The sequence below is a fragment of the Pseudomonadota bacterium genome, from assembly GCA_016195085.1.
Lineage (GTDB): Bacteria > Pseudomonadota > Alphaproteobacteria > SHVZ01 > SHVZ01 > JACQAG01.
The window spans coordinates 1-21,383 of the sequence record JACQAG010000060.1 but is presented as its reverse complement, the minus strand read 5'-3'; the positions used below and the strand labels follow the sequence as shown (position 1 = coordinate 21,383).

General features: G+C 66.7%; 16 protein-coding genes. 11 read left to right on the top strand and 5 right to left on the bottom strand.

The annotated features are described in order from the left end of the window. Positions 1-3 precede the first annotated feature (3 nt). The 3 genes from hpnI (at position 4) to HY058_17390 (ending at position 3,743) form a co-directional block, all read left to right on the top strand. Positions 4-1,152 (top strand): bacteriohopanetetrol glucosamine biosynthesis glycosyltransferase HpnI, encoded by a 1,149-nt coding sequence (gene hpnI / locus HY058_17400; GenBank protein ID MBI3499072.1) that lies wholly within the window; start codon positions 4-6, stop codon positions 1,150-1,152. 129 nt (positions 1,153-1,281) lie between these two features. Continuing rightward, positions 1,282-2,709, top strand: coding sequence for a hopanoid biosynthesis associated radical SAM protein HpnJ (gene hpnJ / locus HY058_17395; protein MBI3499071.1), 1,428 nt, complete (start codon positions 1,282-1,284; stop codon positions 2,707-2,709). A 53-nt stretch (positions 2,710-2,762) separates the two neighbouring features. Continuing rightward, positions 2,763-3,743 (top strand): flippase-like domain-containing protein, encoded by a 981-nt coding sequence (locus HY058_17390; protein ID MBI3499070.1) that lies wholly within the window; start codon positions 2,763-2,765, stop codon positions 3,741-3,743. Between the two features lie 51 nt (positions 3,744-3,794). On the opposite strand, the gene HY058_17385 is transcribed toward HY058_17390, so the two are convergent. The 4 genes from HY058_17385 to HY058_17370 all read right to left on the bottom strand — a co-directional run bounded on the left by HY058_17385 (position 3,795) and on the right by HY058_17370 (position 8,386). After that, the gene (locus HY058_17385; GenBank protein MBI3499069.1) at positions 3,795-4,034 is read right to left on the bottom strand and encodes a DUF2283 domain-containing protein; all 240 of its coding nucleotides are present in this window, start codon (positions 4,032-4,034) and stop codon (positions 3,795-3,797) included. Then, positions 4,027-6,615 carry an MMPL family transporter gene (locus HY058_17380; GenBank protein MBI3499068.1) on the bottom strand — a complete coding sequence of 863 codons (2,589 nt, stop codon included), beginning with the start codon at positions 6,613-6,615 and terminating at the stop codon, positions 4,027-4,029. The genes HY058_17385 and HY058_17380 overlap by 8 nt, the downstream gene beginning before the upstream one ends. 227 nt (positions 6,616-6,842) lie before the next feature. Beyond that, entirely contained in the window at positions 6,843-7,502 is a 660-nt protein-coding gene (locus tag HY058_17375; GenBank protein ID MBI3499067.1) for a glutathione S-transferase family protein, read from the bottom strand. Further along, the gene (locus HY058_17370) at positions 7,499-8,386 is read right to left on the bottom strand and encodes a LysR family transcriptional regulator (protein MBI3499066.1); all 888 of its coding nucleotides are present in this window, start codon (positions 8,384-8,386) and stop codon (positions 7,499-7,501) included. Before HY058_17370 ends, HY058_17375 begins: the two co-directional genes overlap by 4 nt. 153 nt (positions 8,387-8,539) lie before the next feature. Between HY058_17370 and HY058_17365 the strand changes: the two genes are divergently transcribed. From HY058_17365 to HY058_17350, 4 genes are all read left to right on the top strand, one after another. Beyond that, on the top strand, positions 8,540-9,694 hold the full coding sequence (locus tag HY058_17365; GenBank protein MBI3499065.1) for a 2-aminoethylphosphonate--pyruvate transaminase: 1,155 nt from the start codon (positions 8,540-8,542) through the stop codon (positions 9,692-9,694). Then, the gene (gene phnA / locus HY058_17360; protein MBI3499064.1) at positions 9,691-10,941 is read left to right on the top strand and encodes a phosphonoacetate hydrolase; all 1,251 of its coding nucleotides are present in this window, start codon (positions 9,691-9,693) and stop codon (positions 10,939-10,941) included. The genes HY058_17365 and phnA overlap by 4 nt, the downstream gene beginning before the upstream one ends. Next, positions 10,907-12,415, top strand: coding sequence for a phosphonoacetaldehyde dehydrogenase (phnY, locus tag HY058_17355; GenBank protein MBI3499063.1), 1,509 nt, complete (start codon positions 10,907-10,909; stop codon positions 12,413-12,415). Before phnA ends, phnY begins: the two co-directional genes overlap by 35 nt. A gap of 98 nt (positions 12,416-12,513) precedes the next feature. Continuing rightward, on the top strand, positions 12,514-13,302 hold the full coding sequence (locus HY058_17350) for a DUF1194 domain-containing protein (protein ID MBI3499062.1): 789 nt from the start codon (positions 12,514-12,516) through the stop codon (positions 13,300-13,302). A 287-nt stretch (positions 13,303-13,589) separates the two neighbouring features. On the opposite strand, the gene HY058_17345 is transcribed toward HY058_17350, so the two are convergent. Further along, the gene (locus HY058_17345) at positions 13,590-14,012 is read right to left on the bottom strand and encodes an HU family DNA-binding protein (GenBank protein ID MBI3499061.1); all 423 of its coding nucleotides are present in this window, start codon (positions 14,010-14,012) and stop codon (positions 13,590-13,592) included. A gap of 291 nt (positions 14,013-14,303) precedes the next feature. Here HY058_17345 and HY058_17340 point away from each other — a divergent pair, with 291 nt between their 5' ends. The 4 genes from HY058_17340 (at position 14,304) to HY058_17325 (ending at position 21,162) form a co-directional block, all read left to right on the top strand. After that, positions 14,304-15,536, top strand: coding sequence for a M20/M25/M40 family metallo-hydrolase (locus tag HY058_17340; GenBank protein ID MBI3499060.1), 1,233 nt, complete (start codon positions 14,304-14,306; stop codon positions 15,534-15,536). Between the two features lie 198 nt (positions 15,537-15,734). Next, complete coding sequence (locus tag HY058_17335) at positions 15,735-16,991, top strand: efflux RND transporter periplasmic adaptor subunit (GenBank protein ID MBI3499059.1); 1,257 nt, start codon at positions 15,735-15,737, stop codon at positions 16,989-16,991. Between the two features lie 12 nt (positions 16,992-17,003). Then, the gene (locus tag HY058_17330) at positions 17,004-20,186 is read left to right on the top strand and encodes a multidrug efflux RND transporter permease subunit (protein ID MBI3499058.1); all 3,183 of its coding nucleotides are present in this window, start codon (positions 17,004-17,006) and stop codon (positions 20,184-20,186) included. A gap of 10 nt (positions 20,187-20,196) precedes the next feature. Continuing rightward, a complete protein-coding gene (locus HY058_17325) occupies positions 20,197-21,162 on the top strand; it encodes an isoaspartyl peptidase/L-asparaginase (GenBank protein MBI3499057.1) in 966 nt (321 codons plus the stop codon). The last annotated feature ends 221 nt before the right edge of the window (positions 21,163-21,383 follow it).

Genomic DNA, 21,383 nt, shown 5'->3' with positions numbered 1-21,383 from the left:
GGTTTGGCGGCGCCCGTCATTCAGGTCCTGGCCGGCGCGTGCCTGGTGTTGGCGGCCCTCGGCCTGGTCTATCTCGCGGCCGCGCTCATCGCCGTCAGAGGCTTCTGCCGGCGACCGGCCGAGAAGGCCGAGACGACGCCGGCGGCCACGATTCTAAAGCCACTTCGCGGCGCCGATCCCGAGCTCTATGCGAATCTCCTCTCCTTCCGCCGGCAAGCCTACCCGGAGCATCAGCTCGTTCTCGGCGTCGCCGACGCCGAAGACGAGGCCGTGTCCATCGCCCGGAGGCTGATTGCCGATGAGCCCGGCGCCGACATCGCCCTCGTCGTCGAACCGCGCTCCCATGGCCGGAACCATAAGGTCGGCAACCTCCTCAACATGCTGCCCGCCGCGCGCCACGACATCCTCGTCATCGCCGACAGCGACATGCGCGCCTTGCCCGGCTATTTGCGCCAGGTGCTGGCGCCGCTGGACGATCCGGCGATCGGCGTGGTCACTTGTCTCTATGTCGGAAAGCCGGTCGACGGCCGGTTGTGGTCGAGTCTAGGTGCCGCCTTCATCAACCACCACTTCTTGCCGATGGCGCTGCTCGGCCGGCTCCTCGGCGAACGCGAAGGCTGTTTCGGCGCCACCATCGCCTTCCGCCGCGCCGACCTCGAAGCGGCCGGCGGTCTCGGACGGATCGCCGATCTCCTGGCCGACGACCACGCGCTCGGCCAGCTCGTTTGCAACCGGGGCAAGCGGATCCATCTGTCGCGGAACCTTGTCACCAACATGGTGCACGAACCCAGCCTGGCGGCGCTCTTCGCCCATGAGCTTCGCTGGTCCAGGACCATCCGCGCAATCGCGCCCGCCTCCCATCTCGGCACCGTGGTGACCCACCCCCTGGCGCTCAGCTTGTTGGCGAGCCTCTTCGCCTGGACCACGCCGCTGACGCCGATTGCCTTGGCAGGCTTTGGGGTAATCCTCGCCTTCCGCTTCGCTCAGGTGCGGGCGACCGAGCGGATCCTCGGCCTGGAACCGGCACCGCTCCGCAACGTTCCGTTGCGCGATGTGCTATCTTTTGTGGTGTGGTGCGCCAGTTTTTGGGGTAAGAGCGTCCGCTGGCGCGGGCAGGAATTCCGGATCGAAGCGGACGGCCGGCTTGTTTGAGGCCTTCGAGCGCCTTAAGTCGATGAGTTCCCGGCCTAATCCCGCCGACGAGGGCAAGCCCGAGCCTGACTGCGGCCCGGAGACCCCGGCGACCGCAAAGCCCGCGGATATGAAGGAGTCGCCAAGGCGATGATGAAGACATTGTTCCTCCATCCGCCCTCCTACGAGGGATTCGATGGCGGCGCCGGTTCGCGCTATCAGGCGCGCCGCGAGATTCGCTCCTTCTGGTATCCGACCTGGCTCGCCCAACCGGCAGCGCTGGTACCGACGAGCCGGCTCATCGATGCGCCGCCGGCACGGCTCACCCTCGAGGACGTGCTGCCGCTCGCCCGTGACTACGATCTCTGCGTCATGCACACCTCGTCGCCGTCCTTCGGCTCCGACATCAAGGTCGCCGAGGCGCTGAAGGAGATGAACCCCTCCCTCAAGATCGGACTGGTCGGAGCCAAAGTTGCGGTCGAGCCGGATGCGAGCCTCGCCGCCTCGCCCGCCATCGACTTCGTCGCCCGCAACGAGTTCGACTTCACCATCAAGGAGGTGGCCGAGGGACGCGCCTATTCCGGCATCGACGGCTTGAGCTATCGCAATGGCGGCGGCGTCATCCAGCATAATGCCGAGCGCGCGGTCTTGGAGAACATGGACGAGCTCCCGTTCGTGACCGAGGTCTACAAGCGCGACCTCCAGATCGAGAATTATTTCATCGGCTACCTCAAGCACCCCTATGTCTCGCTCTATACCGGGCGCGGATGCAAATCGCGCTGCACCTTCTGCCTGTGGCCGCAGACCGTGGGCGGACATCGCTACCGGGTGCGCAGTCCCGGCCACGTCGCCGAGGAGATTCGGCTGGCCAAGAGCTATTTCCCTGAAGTGAAGGAGTTCTTCTTCGACGACGACACCTTCACCGACAACTTGCCGCGCGCCGAGGCGATCGCCCGCGAATTGGGGCGGCTCGGCGTCACCTGGTCGTGCAACGCCAAGGCCAATGTGCCCCGCGACACGCTCAAGGTGCTGAAGGACAACGGCCTTAGGCTGCTGCTGGTCGGTTACGAGTCGGGCAACCAGCAGATCCTCTACAACATCAAGAAGGGCATGCGCATCGACGTGGCGCGGCAATTCACCAAGGATTGCCACGAGCTCGGCATCACCATTCATGGCACCTTCATCCTGGGCCTGCCGGGGGAGAGCAAGGAGACCATCGAGGAGACGATCCGGTTCGCCACCGAGATCAACCCGCACACGATCCAGGTGTCGCTGGCGGCCCCCTATCCCGGCACCTTCCTCCACCGTCAGGCGGTGGAGAATGGCTGGCTCGACGCGGCGCATGCCGAGTTGGTCGACGATCGCGGCGTGCAGATCGCACCCTTGCACTATCCGCACCTCTCGCATGAGGAGATCTTCGATTCGGTGGAGGTGTTCTACAAGCGCTTCTACTTCCGCGCCGGCAAAATCGCGACTCTGGTCGGCGAGATGGTCCTGAGCCCGGAAATGATGAAGCGTCGGCTCCGCGAGGGCGTCGAGTTCTTCCACTTCCTGCGCGAGCGACGGCTGGCGAGCTAGAAGGCGCGGGCCCCCGCGCCGACGCCCCACCGATCAGAGATGATCCCTCGCCCATGATGCGCTGGGCGACGTTCCTGGGCCTTGCCGGGCTGCTGCTGGCGATCGGGCTCTTCGTCGGCCAGGGCGTGGCCGAGGTCGCCGCCGCCTTCCTTGCCGGCGGCATCGGCCTCATCTGGGCAAGCCTCTTCCATATCGTGCCGATGGCGGTCAACGCCAGAGCTTGGCACGTGCTGCTGCCGCCGCGCCGCCGGCCGGGCCTGGCGTTCTTCCTGTGGCTCGTTTGGGTGCGCGAGGCGGTGAACGGACTCTTGCCGGTAGCGCGGATCGGCGGCGAGGTTGTCTCGGCGCGGCTGATGCGGCTGGGCGGCCTGCCCACGTCGCAGGCGGTCGCCAGTTTGGTCGTCGACGTGACACTCTCGCTCGCCAGCCAGTTTCTGTTCACCATCATCGGCATCGGCCTCTTGCTCGCCTTGAGCGGCGATATCGATCTCGGCCTGCGTCTGACGTTGGCGCTGCTCCTCACCGTGCCCTTCGTCATCGTGCTCATCGCCGTGCAGCGGCGGGGCCTGTTCGAGCTGATGGGGCGCTTGTTCAACATGCTGTTTCGCGAGCGTTGGAGCACGCTCATCGGCGCCACCGCACGGATCGATCGCGCCGTGCGTCACCTCTATCGCCGGCGTGCGTGGCTGATGCGCTGCCTCGCGTGGCAACTTCTCGGCTGGATTTTGGGCGCGGGCGAGATTTGGCTGGCGCTTCGCTATCTGGGCCATCCCGTCGGCGTGGCCGAAGCGATCGTGCTGGAAGCCTTGGCCCAGGCCGTCAGCAGCGCCGCCTTCATGGTGCCGGCGGCGCTGGGCGTGCAGGAGGGCGGCTTTCTCGTCTTTGGCGGCATCCTCGGGCTGGGTCCCGAGATCGGCCTGGCGCTGGCGCTGGCGCGCCGTCTTCGCGACATCGTGGTGTTCGTGCCCGCACTCCTGGCCTGGCAGTATGTCGAGGGGAAGCGCTGGTGGCTAAGCGATGGGGTCCGGCGCTAGCCGATGCGCATTTGTCCGCCGCTATGGTCGACCTCGCTTTGGGCTCGAATCCTATTCGGTTGCGCGCTGTCGCACTTGACGACGCATGTGCCTGAGGGCTTCTGCTACGACGTCGGGATGCTCGGATGCGTGTTGGATGTCGTACCCGACCGGCTCACCATCTTCACCCAGGTCGACAATAAGATCTCGAGCATCGTCCACGCGACTGTCGAAGCCCGCCCCTTCCCGTAGCTTGATATACATGCAGTCTGTCGCCGGGTCGTAGATGATTGGCGCAAGGCCGTCAGTCATGGGCGGAAGTCAGTGGCGGTGGCCCCAGCAACGCCGGCAGCACGAGGAGCGTGGTCGCCACCGTGTAGCCGAGCCCCATGGTCAACAGGAGGCCCATCTCGGCGGTGCCGACATGGTGCGACAGCGCCAGGCCGCCGAAGGCGACGGTCGTGGTGCCGGCGCTGAACAAGACGGCGCGCGCCGTGGCGGAGGCGAGCGGATGCTCGGTTCCGGCGCGCCAGTTCAAGACGAAATAGACATCGAAGGCAACGCCGATGCCCAGCAGAAGCGGCAAGGTAATGACGTTCGCATAGTTGAGCGGCAGGTCGAGGAGCACGCCCGTCGCCATGGTGAGCAGCCCGGCCAGGAACAGGGGTGCCAAGACCAGGAGCACGTCCCGCGGCCGTCTCAAGACGATCGCAAGCAAGAGCGCGATCGCTGCGGTGGCGATCCGGCCGGCGGTGCGGAAGGCACTCACGATGGTGTGGCCGGATTCGACGATGACCACGGGCGTGCCGGTGGCCGCCGGGGCCACGCTCTGTACGGCCGCAACGAAACCCTCGAGCGCGGCATTCGAGCGCATGTCGCCGGAGGGAAAGGCCTCGAGGCGCGCTCGGCCATCTTGTGCCACCCATTCCCTCACCAGAGCGGGCGGCAGGTTCTCGAGCGTGACCGGGGCCGCCTCCAGGGCCAGCGCCAGATTGGCGAGCTGGCGAGGCAAGCCGCCGACCAGCGCCGCCTCCACCCGGGCGAGCGTGGCCGCATCGCTGGCCGCTGCGCGTTCGAGGAGCTGGGCGGCTTGGGCGGCGGACGCATCGGAGGCCTTCGCCGCGGCCCCGGTGAGCTTCCGAGCGGTCTCCGCCACCGCCCTGCGGGTCTCGGCGGCGGTCGGCTTGGGGCGCTCGGCCGGCGCCGACAGCGACGGCCCGATCAGCATCGCAGCATCGGCAATGAGCGCCAGCTTCGCCTCCTGGTCTTCCGGCACGAAGCTCATGACCGAGACCACCTCCGCCACCTCGGAAAGCCTCCGCAGGCGCTCGGCCATGGCCGGCGCCGCGGCCGGTCCGGCCACCAGCACGTTCATCGTGTAGGGCGTGGTCGTCGGATCGCCCATGAGCTCGTGCAGGGTGGCGACCGATTCGGAACGTGGATCCTTGAGGTTGAGCGGGTCGAAATCGAACCTGACCGAAGGCATGAGCGCCAAGCAACCAAGAGCGAGCGCGCCGGCGAGGCTCAAGACCGATCGGCGCCGGGCGAGCAGAAACCGATCGATCCCGACCGCCCAGGCATAACCGACCGGCGCCTTCTCGCCGTTGGGGCGGACGAGCGCGATCAAGGCCGGCAGCAGCGCCATGTTGAAGAGGAAGGCGACGATCATGCCGAAACCGGCAATCCAGCCGAGCTCGCGCACGCCCGCATACTCGGTCGGCGTGAAAGAGAGAAAGCCGATGGAAGCCGCCGTCGCGGCGAGGCCGAGCGCCGGGCCGACGCCGGCGGCCGTGTTGCGCAAGGCAAGGGCCAGATCATCGCTGCGATGGCGCTCGTCGCGATAGCGCACCACGAACTGGATGGAGAAGTCGACGCCAAGGCCGACGAACAGCACCGCGAAGGCGATGGAAATGACGTTGAGATTGCCCACCGCGGCGAGAGCGAAGGCGGCGGTGGCGGCAAGGCCGGTCAAGAGCGTGGCGAGCACCGCCAGCACGAGACCCGGCGATCGGAGTGCCAGGAACAAGAGCAGGCACACCAGCGCCACGGATATCGTGCTCGATTGCACCGCACCTTCGGCGACGCTGGCGAACTCCTCGTCACCCAAGGGCACCGGCCCGGTCAAGCGCACCCTCACCCCGTGCTCCGGCGTCAGCTCCAGGGATCGCGCCGCCTCCCTGATGGCCGTACTCGGCTTGCCGCCCGGCGCCAATTCGCCGAAATCGAGCATCGGCTGCACCAAGACGAAGCGTCGACGCTCCCGGGGTGCGGCTTCGCGTCCGGTGAGCAGCGTCTGCCAGGAGAGCCGATCGGAAGCGCCGGCGATCGCAGCCGCAACGGTCGCATCGATCGCGGCGAGCGGACGCCGCAAGCTCTCGAGCGAGGTCTCGCCCCGCTCCGCGCCTTCGAGCGCCAGGGAGAAGGCCTCCATGAGGCCCCGCAAGCTCGGATCGGCCGCGAGCGTGCCGATCAAGGGCTGTGCCTCGATCATCTGCTCGATGACCGAGGCCACTTCGTCACTTGGCAGAAACAGCAATCCGTTGCGCCGGAAGAACGCGTCGCCGTCGGGCACACGCACGCTGCGGAACAGTCCCGGCGTCGCCGTCAGCCTCTGGGCGAGCGCACTTACCGCCGCATCGGCCTGATCGGGCGTGCGTGCGTCGATGACCACGGCGATGAGGTCGGTGAATTGCGGGAAAGCCTTGTCGAAGGCCGCCTCACGTTGGCGCCACGGCAGATCGTCGGCGATCAGCTTGGCAACATCGGTGTCGATGGCGATGTGGCCGGCGACATAGTCGCCGAGCGCCAGCGTCGCCACGAGCGCCGCGAGCGCCAGCGCCGCTGCCCAGCGCCGGGAAAAATCGACGAGCGCGATCAGGATCGGGGTCAGCATGGATGGTCAGGTCGCTGGAGCCGAACCGGTGGAAGGCGGCCGGCTAGGCTGTCCCGCAGAGCGGGATGGGGTTCTGGCAAAGCGGCTGTCCTGCGGGAGTTTGGCGCAAAGAGGGTGGCTGGGAAGACCGGGGCCGGGCCCGGCTCCCGCGCCATTCCGGAGGTAAATAAGCACGATTCGGCCATCCGGCTACATCGGTGCGCGCGCGGCGGTCGATTTGGGCGCATCTACTCCAAGGACGATCGCGTCGCCGCCATGCTCGGGCGTTGCCGGATCTGCTCCCACCACCGAGAGAGATGAGGAAATTTTAACAGGAGCGCCGCCCCCTCCGGTGCCTTGGCAAAATAGGCCAGCATCGGTGCGGCGTAGAGATCGGCCAAGCTCAGCTCCGGCCCGGCCAGAAAGGGATGCTCTTCCCTCAGGCGATCCAAGGCCTCGAAGCAGGCCTTCGCCCTCGGCAAGGCGGCCCTGATCTTCTCCTCGTCGGACACGCGGCCCTGCTGGGGCAGCCGGACCCGCTCGACGAAGATGTCCCACACCAAGGTCCGATAGGCGTAGTTGTCGAGGACGCTCACGATCTGGTCCATCCGCGCCCGCTCGCGGATCCCCCTCGGCTGCAGCGGGGGCCCGGGAAAGGCCGCGTCCACATAGCGGGTGATGGCGTTGGTCTCGTACAGGCGGAAGCCTTGATGCTCGAATGCGGGGATGCGGCCGAAAGGATGGCGGTCCAGATAGGCCGAAGGCACCCCACTGGGGGCGAAGATATCGACCTCCTCGAGGTCGTAGGGCACCCCTTTCTCTTCCAGCGCCAGCCTGACGATGCGCACATAGACGCTGTAGGCAGCGCCGAAGAGGTTGGGCGGTCGAGGAGCGTCCGGCGGGCTCATACTGCTCCCCTGCCGAGTTCGAGCGCCACCGCCTCAGCGGCCTCCAGGAAGGCCCGGACCAAGGCCAGGCGCCGGCGCTGCTGCAGGCAAACGACATATTCACCCACGGCGAGCGGCGCATCGGCGATGGCGAGCCGGTGCACGCGGTCATCACGGCCGAACTCGCTTTCGAACACCACGCCGACGCCGAATCCGGCCGCCACCGCCTCGCGCACGCCCTCGCGGGTCTGCACGTCCATGATGGTGCCGGGCATGATCGCCGCATCCACGAGCGCCCGCTCGAACACCTCGCGGGTGATGGAGCCGCGCTCCCTCAGCACCATCGCTTCGCCGGCGAGCTCGGCCAGGCGGATGCCCCGGCGCCGCGCCCAGGGGTGACCGCTCGATACGAACAGCACCAGCCGGTCCTGGCGAAACAGCTGCGAATGCAGCCGCGCATCCGAGGTCGACTTGGCCATGACGGCGACATCCGCCCGCGCCGCCAGGAGCTCGGCCAGCACTTCGTCCGAATTGCCGATGTTGATCGAGAAGGTGAGCGCGGGATGCAGCCGCCGCAAGCGCGCCAGGATCGGCACGGCATGGTAGGCGCTGTCGGCGCTCACATTGAGATGGCCGCGGGTCAGCGCCTCGGAACCCGAGAGAAAGGCCTGGGCCTCCTCCTCGACCGCGCGCAGGCGGCCGGTGATGGCAAAGAGGCCTTGGCCGAGCTCGGTCAGCTCGGTCGCCCGGCCGCGGCGCTCGAGCAGGCGCACGCCATAGCGCTCCTCCAGCGCCTTCACCTGCTGGGAAAGCGTGGGCTGTGTGACGCCGATGGCGCGGGCCGCCCGGGTGAAGCTCCGTTCCTGCGCCACCAGATGGAAGGCGCGAAGCTCGGTGTATTCCATATAGGTCCACTCTATAGACGCTATAGATATTATGAATTGGATTTATAGAGCGCGCAATCCGATCATGCCGGCTCATCCATAGTTGGCGCCAGGAAGCCAAGGACCCAGGAAGCCAAGGACCCAGGAAGCCAAGGACCCAGGAAGCCAAGGACGATGTCGACCGCCCCACCGCGTGCCGCCTCCGAGACCGGCGATTCTCTGCTGCTGACGCCGGGCCCGCTCACCACCTCGGCCACGGTCAAGCAGGCGATGCTGCATGATTGGGGCTCCCGCGATGCGGCCTTCATCCGCATCAACCGCGAGGTTCTGGAGCGCTTGACCGAGCTTGCGGGCGCCACCGGCACCTACACGACGGTGCCGCTCCAGGGCAGCGGCACCTTTGCGGTCGAGGCCATGCTCACCACCTTCGTGCCACGCAAGGGCGGCAAGGTGCTGCTCTTGGTCAATGGCGCCTATGGCAAACGGGCGGCCAGGATCTGTGACATCGCCGGGCTGGATCATGCCGTTCAGGAGACGGCCGAGAACGTGCCGCCGAGCCCGGCGGCGCTCGCCACGCGGCTCGAGGCCGAGCCCGGCATCACCCATGTCTTCGTCGTCCATTGCGAGACGACGAGCGGCATTCTCAATCCGCTGGCCGAGATCGCCCAGGTCGTTCGGCGCTTCGGCCGCCGGCTCCTGGTCGACGCCATGAGCGCCTTCGGAGCAATCGCGATCGACGCGCGCCGGCTGGGATTCGAGGCGCTGGCGGCCTCCAGCAACAAGTGCCTGGAAGGCGTGCCCGGCATGGGCTTCGTCATCTGCCGCAAGGAGACGCTGGCGGCCGCTTCCGGCAATGCGCGCACGCTCAGCCTCGATCTCCATGACCAGTGGGCGGCGTTGGAGAAGACCGAGCAATGGCGGTTCACCCCGCCGATCCATGTGATCGTGGCGCTGCACCAAGCCTTGGCCGAACACCGCGCCGAAGGCGGGATTGCCGGGCGCTGTCAGCGCTACACCGGCAATTGCCGGCGGCTCGTCGACGGCATGCGCCGCATGGGCTTTCACACCTTGCTGCCCGACGGGCTGCAGGCGCCCATTATCGTCACCTTCCGCACCCCGGCCGATCCCAGATTCGTGTTCCAAGCCTTTTATGATCGGCTGAAGGAGCGCGGCTACGTGATCTATCCGGGCAAGCTCACGGTGGCCGACAGCTTCCGCATCGGCTGCATCGGCCGCATCGGGGCGGAGCACATGGACGGCGCACTGCAGGCGATCGATGCCGTGCTCACGGAAATGGGGGTCAGGCGCCGCGCCCCCCTCGCCGCATGAGCGACCGTCACGCTAAATCTGAGATCGCCGTCAACGGGCGGTCCTACCGAATGCCGGAGCAGCCGGTCGTCGTCGTGTGTGTCGACGGCTCCGAGCCGGGCTATATCGAACGGGCAGTCGAGGCGGGATTGGCGCCGTTTTTCCAGCGCATGCTCCGCTCCGGCACGAACCGGCTCGCCGATTGCGTGGTGCCGAGCTTCACCAATCCCAACAACCTCTCGATTGTGACCGGCGCGCCGCCGGCGGTGCACGGCATTTGCGGCAACTACTTCTATGACCGCGCGGCCGATGCCGAAGTGATGATGAACGACCCCGGCCTGCTCCGCGCCGACACCATCTTCAAGCACTTCCAGGCGGCGGGCGCCCGCATCGCCATCGTCACCGCCAAGGACAAGCTCCGCCGGCTGCTCGGCCACGGCCTCATGCTGGGTCCCGGCCGCGCCTGCAGCTTCTCCGCCGAGACCGCCGCCGGCGCCAATTTGGCCGAGCACGGCATCGAGGGCGTGCTCGAACTCGTCGGCCTGCCTGAGCCCGGCGTCTACAGCGCGGATCTGAGCGAGTTCGTCTTTGCCGCCGGGGTCAAGCTCATGGAGCTGGACCGCCCCGATCTCATGTATCTCTCGACCACCGACTACATCCAGCACAAGCACGCGCCCGGCACCCCCGTCGCCAACGACTTCTACCGCATGATGGACGGCTACCTCGCGCGCCTGGATGCGCTGGGTGCGGTCATCGTGCTCACCGCCGATCACGGCATGAACGCCAAGCACGATTCCGCCGGCGCCCCGGACGTCCTCTATCTGCAGGATCTGTTCGATGCCTGGTATGGCAAAGGCAAGACTCGGGTGATCCTGCCGATCACCGATCCCTATGTCGTGCATCACGGGGCGTTGGGCTCGTTCGCCACCGCGTATTTCAACGATGCCGGCGCCGTCGCCGACGCCATCGGCCGGCTGGGCCGGCGGGACGGGATCGAGCTGGCGCTCGGGCGCGAGGATGCCAGCCGGCGCTTCGAGCTGCCGGCGGACCGGCTGGGCGATGTGGTCGTCGTCTCGACCCGGCACAAGGTGCTGGGCACCAGCCACGATCGCCACGACCTCTCGCAGCTGAAGGAGCCGCTCCGCTCCCATGGCGGCATCTCCGAGCAGCGGGTTCCGCTCATCGCCAACCGCCCGATGCAGCTTGCTTCCGACCGTCGATTGCGCAATTTCGATGCCTTCGATCTCGCCCTCAACCACGTGCGCTGACGAGGATCTCCCCTTGAGCGTCCAGCTTCGTACACCTGAGCCGAAGACGAGCCCGCGCCACGAAGCCATGCGCATCGCCGGCAGGCGCGTCGATAGGGATGCCCGCATCGAGGTGTTCAATCCCTATACCGACGCCGTCATCGGCACCGTGCCCAGGGGCACGCCGGCCGAGGTGCGCGAGGCCTTCGCCATCGCCGCCCGCTATCGCCCCAAGCTCACCCGCTACGAACGCCAGCGCATTCTCATGCGCGCGGCCGAGCTTCTCATCGAGCGCAGAGAGGCGATCTCCGATCTCATCACCGCCGAGTGCGGCATCTGCAAGAAGGACTCGCTTTACGAGGTCGGGCGCGCCTACGACGTCTTCCATCTGGCGGGTCAGCTTGCGATCCTGGATGACGCCCAGACGTTCTCCTGCGACGTGACGCCCCACGGCAAGAGCCGCAAGATCTTTACGCTCCGCCAGCCGCTGAAGGCGATCAGCGCCATCACGCCCTTCAATCACCCCCTCAACATGGTCGCCCATAAGGTGGCGCCCTCGATCGCCACCAACAATTGCATGGTGGTGAAGCCGACGGAGCTGACGCCGCTCACCGCGCTGGCGCTCGCCGACATTCTCTACGAGGCGGGTCTGCCGCCGGAGATGCTGTCGATCGTGACCGGCCTCCCTGAGGAGATCGGCGACGAGATGATCACCAATCCGGCGATCGAGCTCATCACCTTCACCGGCAGCGTGCGCGCGGGCAAGTACATAGCCGGCAAGGCGGGCTATCGGCGCCTGGTGCTGGAGCTCGGCGGCAACGATCCCTTGATCGTCATGGCGGATGCCGATCTCGAGCGGGCGGCCGAGCTGGCCGTCACCGGCGCCACCAAGAATTCCGGCCAACGCTGCACCGCGGTGAAGCGCATCCTGGTCGAGGACGCCGTTGGTGATGATTTTGCCGCCTGCGTGCTGGCCAAGGCCAAGAAGTTGAAATGCGGCGATCCCATGGCCCCGGAAACCGATGTCGGCACCGTCATCACCGCCGCGGCGGCGAGCCTGTTTCAGAGGCGGGTGGTCGATGCGGTCGCCAACGGCGCCGTGCTCCTCCACGGCAACGACCGGAGCGGCGCCTTGTTTCCGCCGACGGTGGTCGACCGCGTACCTTTCGATGCGGAGCTGGTGCGCGAGGAGACCTTCGGCCCGGTCATTCCGATCATCCGCTGCCGGGACCTCGACGACATCATCCGCATCGCCAACTCGACCGCTTTCGGCCTGTCCTCGGGGGTATGCACGAATCGCCTCGAGATCATCACGCGGCTCATCGAGGAGCTCGAGGTCGGCACGGTCAACGTGTGGGAAGTTCCGGGCTATCGCATCGAGATGTCGCCCTTCGGCGGCATCAAGGATTCGGGCCTCGGCTACAAGGAAGGGGTGCTCGAGGCGATGAAGAGCTTCACCAACGTGAAGACCTACTCGCTGCCCTGGCCCGGCTGAGGTCTCCCTAAGCGGTTCTGCCGGCGCCAAGAACGCGCATGACAAGCCTGCCGACTCGCCCCATGATGCCTCGACTACGCATCAGAGGACGAGCGCTGATGGTCCCGTCGCTTCTCGCCCGCGCCGTGGCGCGTAGATGGCTGATCCCGCTCGGCGTGGCTCTGGCGGTTCTTGCGGCGTTGCCGCGGAGCGCCACGGCCGACAGCGTCGACCTCGTCCTCGTCGTCGCCAACGACGTCTCCCGCAGCGTCGACGACAGCGAGTTCCAGCTGGAGCGGCAGGGTTACGCCTCCGCCATGTCCGATCCCAAAGTATTGGCCGCCATCCGTTCGGGCCGCAATCAAGCGATTGCGGTGTGCATGGTCGAGTGGTCGAGCGCCAGCCAGCAGAAGGTTGTGGTCGATTGGGCCGTGGTGCGAGACGAGGCCACCGCCAAGGCATGGGGTGCCGCGGTCGTCGCCGCACCCCGGTCGTGCGCGGCCTTCACCACGATCGGCGCCGGCATCGATTTCGCCATGGAGCAGATCGCCCGCAGCGGCTTCAACAGCGATCATCTGGTCATCGACGTCGCCGGCGACGGCACCAACAATTCCGGGCGGCCGGTGAACGAGGCGCGAGACGATGCGGTCAAGGCGGGCGTCACCATCAATGGGCTCGCCATCATCAACGACCATCCGGCGATGCCGATCTATGCCCATGTGCAGCCGCCGGGCGGGCTCGACAAGTATTACCAGGACAACGTCATCGGCGGGGCGGGCTCATTCGTCATGGTGGTGCACGATTTCGCCACCTTCGCCTCGGCCTTGGTCTCGAAGCTGGTGCGCGAAATCGCCGAAGCGCCGCCCAACGACGGCACGCCTGCGCACGCCGCCAAGATCGAACAATAAACCGGAATTTCTGCTTGCGTCGCCGCCCTCGGGCGACGTTGACGCCGATATGCCGCTGCTGGAACGCGAGCGGCCAAGCCAAGCCCCGAGCCTGGCGCCAAGGCCTGCGAAGCGCACGGAGCCGACGTCCCGACGGTTTCCCTAGTGTGATGATTCCGAAGTTCGTCGGCGAACTTCGGAATCTGAATCACACTAGACTCAATAGATTAGTGTCCCGCTTATCCCTGAAATTCGCGGACGAATTTCAGGGGCGGGACACTAGGGGCGTCGGCTCCGTCCGATGCGACCTAGACCGATTCCTTCAGCTCTTTGGCGGCGCGGAAGGCGACCTTCTTGCTCGCCTTGATCTTGATCGCCTCGCCGGTCGCCGGGTTGCGGCCCATGCGCGCCGGCCGCTTGCGGACCTGGAATACGCCGAAGCCGGGAATGCGGATCTTGGCGCCGCTTTTCAGATTCTTGGTGAGGAGCGTCACCAGGTCATCCATCACCGACTTCATGTCTTTCTTCGACTGCCCGTGCTTGTCGGCGAGCGTATCGGCCAAGTGCTTCACGGTGACAATCGCTTGCTTCTCTCCCGCCACGGCGGTCCTCCAAAATGAGTGTTGAATACAACGGCTGTATAACCCTCTTCGTCGAGAAAAACGAGATTTTATGGGGCTCGGAGACGATCGTCGTTCAATGCCGGCCGCTCGGTCGGCGCCAGACCGCATCCTCCGACCGGCGCTGCACCCACTAAGTTTCTACGGATTCTCAGCCTTTCCTGCCCTCGGGCATTCCCCGGTATTCTCGCAAAATCGCTGATTTATCTGCGCCGCAGCGTCGTCCCGGGAGCGGCCCCTGGGCTCCAGCCGGAGCCGATCGAGCGCATGCTTGCTCCGAATCGGTCGTGTCGGGCCCGCGATTCTCCGTCCCGCCGCGCGGCGAGCGGGCTCGCGATCGGAGGCCGGGGCTGCCATTCTCCCGCGGCGCTCCGGGCCTCGCGCTAGAATCGGACCATAGCCATGACCATGTTTCTCGATGATCGTTTATGTCGGCTCGTGGCCGATCGGCACCAGGAGCAGATCGGTTTCCTAGCCGAGCTCGTGCGGGTTCCCTCCGACAATCCGCCCGGCGACTGCCGCCGCCACGGCGAGCGCGCGGCCGCGCTCTTGGCGGCGCTGGGCCTCGAGGTGGAGCGGCACGAGGTGCCGGGCGAGCTCGCCCAAGCGCACGGCATGCAGGCCGCGACCAATCTCATCGTGCGTCACCGCTTCGGTCCGGGACCGGTCGTGGCACTCAACGCCCATGGCGATGTCGTGCCGCCCGGCGAAGGATGGACCGCCGATCCCTACGGCGCCGAGATCCGCGAGGGATGGATGTATGGCCGCGGCGTTGCGGTCTCGAAATCCGACTTCGCCACCTATGCGTTCGCGCTGACGGCGCTGATCGCCAGCGGCATGACGCTTGCCGGCACGGTCGAGCTGCACTTCACCTATGATGAGGAGTCGGGCGGCATGATCGGGCCGAAATGGCTCTTGGATCAGGGGCTGAGCCGGCCGGACTTCGCCATCGCCGCCGGCTTCTCCTATCAGATCGTCGTCGCCCACAATGGCTGCCTGCATATGGAAGTGAGCGTGCGCGGCAAGTCGGCGCATGCGGCCACGCCGGAGGCCGGCGTCGATGCGCTCTGGGCGGCGACAGAGATCCTGGGCGCCCTCTACGGGCTCCGCGAAAGCCTCGCGGCCAAGCGTTCGGCCATCGCCGGCATCCGGTCGCCGAGCCTGGTCGTCGGGCTCATCGAGGGCGGCATCAACACCAATGTCGTGCCCGATCTCGTCCGCTTCCGCCTCGACCGGCGCATCATCCCCGAGGAAGCGCCGGTCGAGGCGGAACGCGAGCTCGTCGCTCTGATCCACGAGCGCGCCCACGCCATGCCGGGAATCACCGTCGAGATCCGTCGCCTCTTGGAGGCAAGGCCGCTGGTCCCGAGCCCGGGGCAAGACCGGCTGGTGGAACCGCTCCGCCGGAACGCCGAGGCGGTGTTTGGCGAGACCATCGAAGCCGGCGGGGTACCGCTCTATACCGATGCCCGGCACTACAGCGCCGCCGGCATCCCGACGGTGCTCTACGGCGCCGGACCCCGCAGCATCGCCGATGCCAATGCGCACCGGGCCGATGAGCGCCTCAGCCTCACGGACCTGTTGCGGGCGACCCAGGTGATGGCATTGACCTTGGCCGATTTGCTCAAGGCCTAGCAATCTTCCTCGCCCGGCCTGTTGCCGGGCCGCCACAGCTCTCATGGCCGATGGCAAGTCACCGGCCTATCAGCGTAAATGCCGGCGATCGAGGAAATCCGCGCGTCCGGAGCCGGCGGCGCCGCAATTTTGCCGGCGACGATTGCATTCCCGGCCGGCTCATCTACCTTCTCTCAAGGTGCATCAGGGGGAGCCGCCATGCCCGAGACCGTCACGCCTCCATCCCCCGCCACACCCGCGGGCACGCCGCCTTCGTCAAAGGTGGAGCCAGGGACCGGGCGCCCTCGCGGCTTGCTTGTGGCCGTCGGGCTGTTGCTCGTCGCCGCTCTCGCTGCGTTCTGGTTCTTTGGCCGGAGCCGCGGAGAAAGCAGCGCCGCCCGGGCCGCACCGGCGCCCTTGCCGGTGACCGTGAGCCATCCGCTCCAGCGCGAGATCGTCGAGTGGGACGAATTCACCGGTCAATTCGCCGCCGTCGAGTATGTGGAGATGCGGGCGCGCGTCAGCGGCTATCTGCAATCGATCAACTTCCGGGACGGACAGATCGTCAACAAGGGCGATCTCCTGTTCATCATCGATCCCCGGCCCTTCGAGATTGCGCTCAGCTCCGTACAAGCGCAGCTCGCCCAAGCCAATGCCCGCCTCGAGCTGGCGACCCGGGAGCTGGCTCGCGCCGGCCAGCTGCGCGAACGCGACTTCGTCGCCGGCAGCGTCTACGACCAGCGCGTACAGGAGCAGCGAGTCGCGGCGGCTGTCCTGGAGACGGCCAAGGCAGCCATCCGCTCGGCGCAGCTCGATCTCGACTTCACCCGCATCACCGCGCCCGTCGGCGGCCGCGCCAGCCGACACGAGGTCAGCATCGGCAATCTCGTCGTCGGCGGCGCCGGTGGACCGACGACATTGCTCACCACCATCGTGGCGCTCGATCCGATCTACTTCACCTTCGACATGAGCGAAGCCGATCTGCTCGCCTATCAGCGCGCCGCGGCCACCGGCAAGTTCAAGTCGGCACGCGACGGCGCACTCGGCGTCTTCGCGCATCTCTTCGACGAGACCAAATGGACCCTCGAGGGGCGTCTCGACTTCCTCGACAATCAGGTCGACCGCAGCTCCGGCACGATCCGCGCACGGGCGACCTTCCCCAACCGCGACCTCTTCATCACGCCCGGGCAATTCGGCCGCATCCGGATACCGGGCTCCGAGCCGTACCAGGCCACGCTGGTCCCGGACAGCGCGGTGGTGACCGACCAGTCCCGCAAGATCGTGATGACGGTCAAGGACGACGGCACGGTGGTACCGAAGATCGTACGGCCGGGGCCGACCAGCGAGGGGCTGCGCGTGATCCGTAGCGGGCTCGAGGCGAGCGACATGATCATCATCAACGGCCTCGTACGCGCCCGCCCCGGCGCCAAAGTCGCCCCGCAGCCGGGCACCATCACGCCGTCCGCATCGGATTGAGGCGGCAAGTCCATGCGCCTTTCGCACTTCTTCATCGATCGGCCGATCTTTGCGACGGTGCTTTCGGTCTTCATCACGCTGGTCGGCGGCTACGCTTACTTCACACTGCCGGTCGCCCAATATCCCGAGATCGCGCCGCCGACCATCGTCGTCAACGCCGCCTATCCCGGCGCGTCTGCCGAGGTGGTGAGCGACACCGTGGCCACTCCGCTCGAGCAGGAGATCAACGGTGTGGAGAACATGCTCTACATGGTCTCCCAGGCGACCGGCGACGGCAATCTCGCGCTTACCATCGCCTTTGCGCTCGGCACCGACCTCGACATCGCGCAGGTGCTGGTGCAGAACCGCGTCGCCATCGCCCAGCCGCGCCTGCCCGAGGAGGTGTCGCGCATCGGCGTCACTGTGCGCAAAAACTCGCCCGACCTGATGATGGTAATCCATCTGAGCTCGCCGGACGGGTCGCGCGATCAGCTCTACGTCTCCAACTACGCCACCCTCCAGATCAAGGATGTGCTGGCGCGGCTCGAGGGCGTGGGCGACGTGCGCGTGTTCGGCGCCCGCGACTATGCGATGCGAGTCTGGCTCGATCCGGAGAAGATCGCGGCGCGCAGACTGACCGCGAGCGATGTCGTCGCCGCGCTCCGCCAGCAGAATGTGCAAGTCGCCTCGGGCCAGCTGGGTCAGCCGCCGGTGCCGAAGCCGGGCGCGTTCCAGCTCAACATCGAGACCCTCGGACGGCTCTCCGATCCGCGGCAATTCGCCAACATCATCGTCAAGACCGACTCAGACGGCAGGGTGACGCGCGTGCAGGATCTGGGCCGGGTCGAGCTCGGCGCGCAGGACTACAGCGCCAACGGCTATCTCGATGCCAGACCCGCGGTGCCACTCCTCCTCTTCCAACGTCCCGGCTCGAACGCGCTGGCGACCGCCGATCGTCTGATCGCCACCATGCAGGAATTGTCGCGGTCCTTCCCGGCGGGGCTCCGCTACGACATCGTCTACAATCCGACCGAGTTCATCGCCGAGTCGGTGCGCGAGGTGTTCAAGACCATCTTCGAAGCTGTCGGCCTGGTGGTCATCGTGGTCCTTGTCTTTCTGCAAACCTGGCGCGCCTCGATCATACCGATCGTGGCGATTCCCATATCCTTGATCGGCACCTTCGGCGTGCTGGCCGCCTTCGGCTTCTCGCTCAACAATTTGTCGCTGTTCGGTCTGGTGCTGGCGATCGGCATCGTCGTCGACGATGCGATCGTGGTTGTGGAGAATGTCGAGCGCAACTTGCGCCAAGGCATGTCGCCACGCGACGCGGCGCACGAGACCATGGACGAGGTCGGCGGCGCGCTCATTGCGATCGCCTTGGTCTTGTCCTCGGTATTCATCCCGTCGGCCTTCATCCCCGGCATATCCGGACAGTTCTTCCGCCAGTTCGCGGTCACCATCGCCAGCGCCACGGTCATTTCCATGATCGTGTCATTGACCTTGAGCCCGGCGCTGTGCGCGCTTCTGTTCAGGCCCCACCAAGAGGAACCGGCTCGAGGATCGCTCATCGCCCGGCCGATTCGCGCGTTCTTTTCCGGCTTCAACCGCGGCTTCGCCTTTCTGTCCGGTGCCTATGGCGGGCTCACGAGGCGTCTGCTCAGGCTTTCGGCGCTCGCCCTCGCGGTCTATGCCGGCCTCATCGGCCTCACCATCTGGCAGTTCGGCCGCGCGCCCACGGGCTTCATTCCCCAGCAGGACCAGGGCTACCTCATCACCGTCCTGCAGCTGCCGCCGGGATCCTCGCTGGCGCGCACCGATGCGGTCGTGCGCCGGGCGGCGGAGATCCTGCTTGCAACCGACGGCGTGGCGCATGTCGTGCCCTTCGCCGGGTTCGACGGCGCCACCTTCACCAATGCACCCAATGCCGGCGCGATCTTCTCGGCGCTGAAGCCGTTCGCCGAGCGCGCCGCCAAGGGGCAAAGCGCCGATGCTTTGCTGGCGACGTTGCGTCAAAGGCTGGGCGTCATCCAAGATGCCTTCATCATCACCATTCCGCCGCCGCCGGTGCGCGGCATCGGCAATTCCGGTGGCTTCAAGATGATGGTGCAGGATCGCCGCGGACGAGGGCTGCAGGCACTCGATGCCGCCACCCAGGACATGACCCAGGCGGCCAATCAGATCCCGGGGCTGGTCGGCGTGTTCTCGCTTTTCAACACCCGCACGCCGAAGATCTATGCCGGCATCGACCGGGTGCGCGCGGAGATGCTCGGGGTTTCGGTGGACCAGGTATTCCAGACCCTCGAAGTCTATGTCGGCTCGAGCTTCGTAAACGAGTTCAACTATCTCGGCCGCACCTACCGGGTGACGGCGCAGGCCGACGGGCGCTTCCGTACCGACATCCGCGACATTGCCAACCTCAAGACCCGCAACGGGAAGGGCGATATGGTGCCCTTGGGCGCGGTCACCTCCTTCCGCGACATCACCGGCCCCTACCGCGTGCCCCGCTACAACCTCTATCCGGCCGCCGAAATCCAGGGGAACGTAGTGCCTGGCTTCTCCACTGGCTATGCGCTGGCGGAGATGGAGCGTCTCGCCGCCGATCGGCTCCCCGACGGCTTCGGCTTCGAATGGACCGAGCTGGCACTCCAGGAAAAGCTCGCCGGCAGCAGCGGCCTGCTGGTTTTCGTGGCCTCGGTCGTCCTCGTCTTCCTGGTGCTGGCGGCGCAGTATGAAAGCTGGGCCTTGCCGCTGGCCGTGATCCTGATCGTGCCGATGTGCCTCTTGGCCGCGGTCAGCGGCCTCCTGCTGCGCGGCATGGCCGTCGATATCCTGGCCCAGGTCGGTTTCGTGGTGCTGGTGGGGCTTGCCGCCAAGAACGCCATCCTCATCGTCGAGTTCGCCCGCCAGGCGGAAGCAACCGGCGTCGACCGTTTCGCCGCCGCCGTGGATGCGGCGCAGACGCGCCTCAGGCCCATTCTCATGACCTCGCTCGCCTTCATCCTCGGCGTGGTGCCGCTGGTGATCGCGATCGGGGCCGGCTCGGAGATGCGCCAATCGCTCGGCACCGCCGTCTTCTTCGGCATGCTGGGGGTGACGCTCTTCGGCCTCGTGTTCACGCCGATCTTCTATGTCGTGGTTCGCGGCCTGCTCGGCCGCAGCAAACAGCCTGCCTGGCTGAAGAGCCCGACTCGTCCACGGAGCGCCGAAATCGGCTAGGATAGAGGCCATGGCCCCACCAAGCCCGACCCTCGCCCATTCCCGGCCGCGCTATGCGCTGGCCATTCATGGCGGCTGCGGCACGCTCACCCGCGCCCTGATGTCGTCCCAGCGCGAGGCTGCGTATCTCCAGGCGCTCACCCAGTCGCTGGACGCCGGTCGGGTCATCCTCGAGCGGGGCGGCAGCAGCCTCGATGCGGTCGAAGCGGCGGTCGCCTCGATGGAGGACTCGCCGCTCTTCAATGCCGGGCACGGCTCGGTGTTCAACCTGGAAGGGGGACACGAGCTCGACGCCGCCATCATGGACGGAAAGAGTCTCCTGGCGGGTGCCTTGGCGGGAGCCCGTCACATCCGCAATCCCATCCGCGTCTGTCGCGCCATCATGGAGCGCTCGGACAACCTTCTCCTCGTCGGCGAGGGTGCCGATGCCTTCGCCGAGGCCCACGGCTTCCAACCGGTGCCGCAATCCTATTTCGACACGGACTGGCGCCGGGTGGCCTTGGCCGAGGTCAAGGAGCTGGCGGCCAAGGGGGCGCCGATCACCGCCGTGCCGGAGGCGCAGAAGCACGGCACGGTCGGCGCGGTGGCGCTCGACGCCCGGGGCGATCTCGCGGCGGCGACCTCGACCGGCGGCTTCACCAACAAGATCCTGGGCCGGGTCGGCGACAGCCCGATCATCGGCGCCGGCACCTATGCCGACAATACCACCTGCGCCCTCTCGGCCACCGGCAAGGGCGAGTTCTTCGTGCGCAAGGTGCTGGCCCACGAGATCGCCAGCCGGATGCGCTATCAGGGCACGGCGCTTGCCGATGCCTGCGAGGCGATGGTCATGCATGAGCTCATGGAATGGGGCTCCGGCGCCGGCCTGGTTGCGGTCGATCGCCAGGGCAATGTCACCATGCCCTTCAACACCGAGGGCATGTACCGGGGCTCCGTGCTGGCCGGCGGCGCGATCGAGGTTGCGATCTATCGCTGAAACCGGGCCTCCCCAGGCTTCCATAGCCGTCGGCGCGCCCGAGGGCGCTCGCGTAATGAACCGCAATGGTTTAATTTTAATGGCTCATCAGGGAATCGAGTGGGCGAATTGAGGGGTTGAAGGCGACCCGAAGCCACGTGGATATTGGGTTTTTGGGGTGTCGCCAGGTGCTGGGGTTTGGCATGCTGGCGGCATGGGCAGATCAGCGAAGCCGGCGCGGC

Coding starts and splice junctions, on each gene's coding strand:
- HY058_17330 (MBI3499058.1), top strand. CDS start 17,004: ATGCGCCTTTCGCACTTCTTCATCGATCGGCCGATCTTTGCGACGGTG.
- hpnJ (MBI3499071.1), top strand. CDS start 1,282: ATGATGAAGACATTGTTCCTCCATCCGCCCTCCTACGAGGGATTCGAT.
- HY058_17345 (MBI3499061.1), bottom strand. CDS start 14,012: ATGCGGTCTGGCGCCGACCGAGCGGCCGGCATTGAACGACGATCGTCT.
- HY058_17390 (MBI3499070.1), top strand. CDS start 2,763: ATGATGCGCTGGGCGACGTTCCTGGGCCTTGCCGGGCTGCTGCTGGCG.
- HY058_17385 (MBI3499069.1), bottom strand. CDS start 4,034: ATGACTGACGGCCTTGCGCCAATCATCTACGACCCGGCGACAGACTGC.
- phnA (MBI3499064.1), top strand. CDS start 9,691: ATGAGCGACCGTCACGCTAAATCTGAGATCGCCGTCAACGGGCGGTCC.
- HY058_17340 (MBI3499060.1), top strand. CDS start 14,304: ATGACCATGTTTCTCGATGATCGTTTATGTCGGCTCGTGGCCGATCGG.
- HY058_17350 (MBI3499062.1), top strand. CDS start 12,514: ATGGTCCCGTCGCTTCTCGCCCGCGCCGTGGCGCGTAGATGGCTGATC.
- HY058_17365 (MBI3499065.1), top strand. CDS start 8,540: ATGTCGACCGCCCCACCGCGTGCCGCCTCCGAGACCGGCGATTCTCTG.
- HY058_17370 (MBI3499066.1), bottom strand. CDS start 8,386: ATGGAATACACCGAGCTTCGCGCCTTCCATCTGGTGGCGCAGGAACGG.
- HY058_17375 (MBI3499067.1), bottom strand. CDS start 7,502: ATGAGCCCGCCGGACGCTCCTCGACCGCCCAACCTCTTCGGCGCTGCC.
- HY058_17380 (MBI3499068.1), bottom strand. CDS start 6,615: ATGCTGACCCCGATCCTGATCGCGCTCGTCGATTTTTCCCGGCGCTGG.
- phnY (MBI3499063.1), top strand. CDS start 10,907: ATGCCTTCGATCTCGCCCTCAACCACGTGCGCTGACGAGGATCTCCCC.
- HY058_17325 (MBI3499057.1), top strand. CDS start 20,197: ATGGCCCCACCAAGCCCGACCCTCGCCCATTCCCGGCCGCGCTATGCG.
- HY058_17335 (MBI3499059.1), top strand. CDS start 15,735: ATGCCCGAGACCGTCACGCCTCCATCCCCCGCCACACCCGCGGGCACG.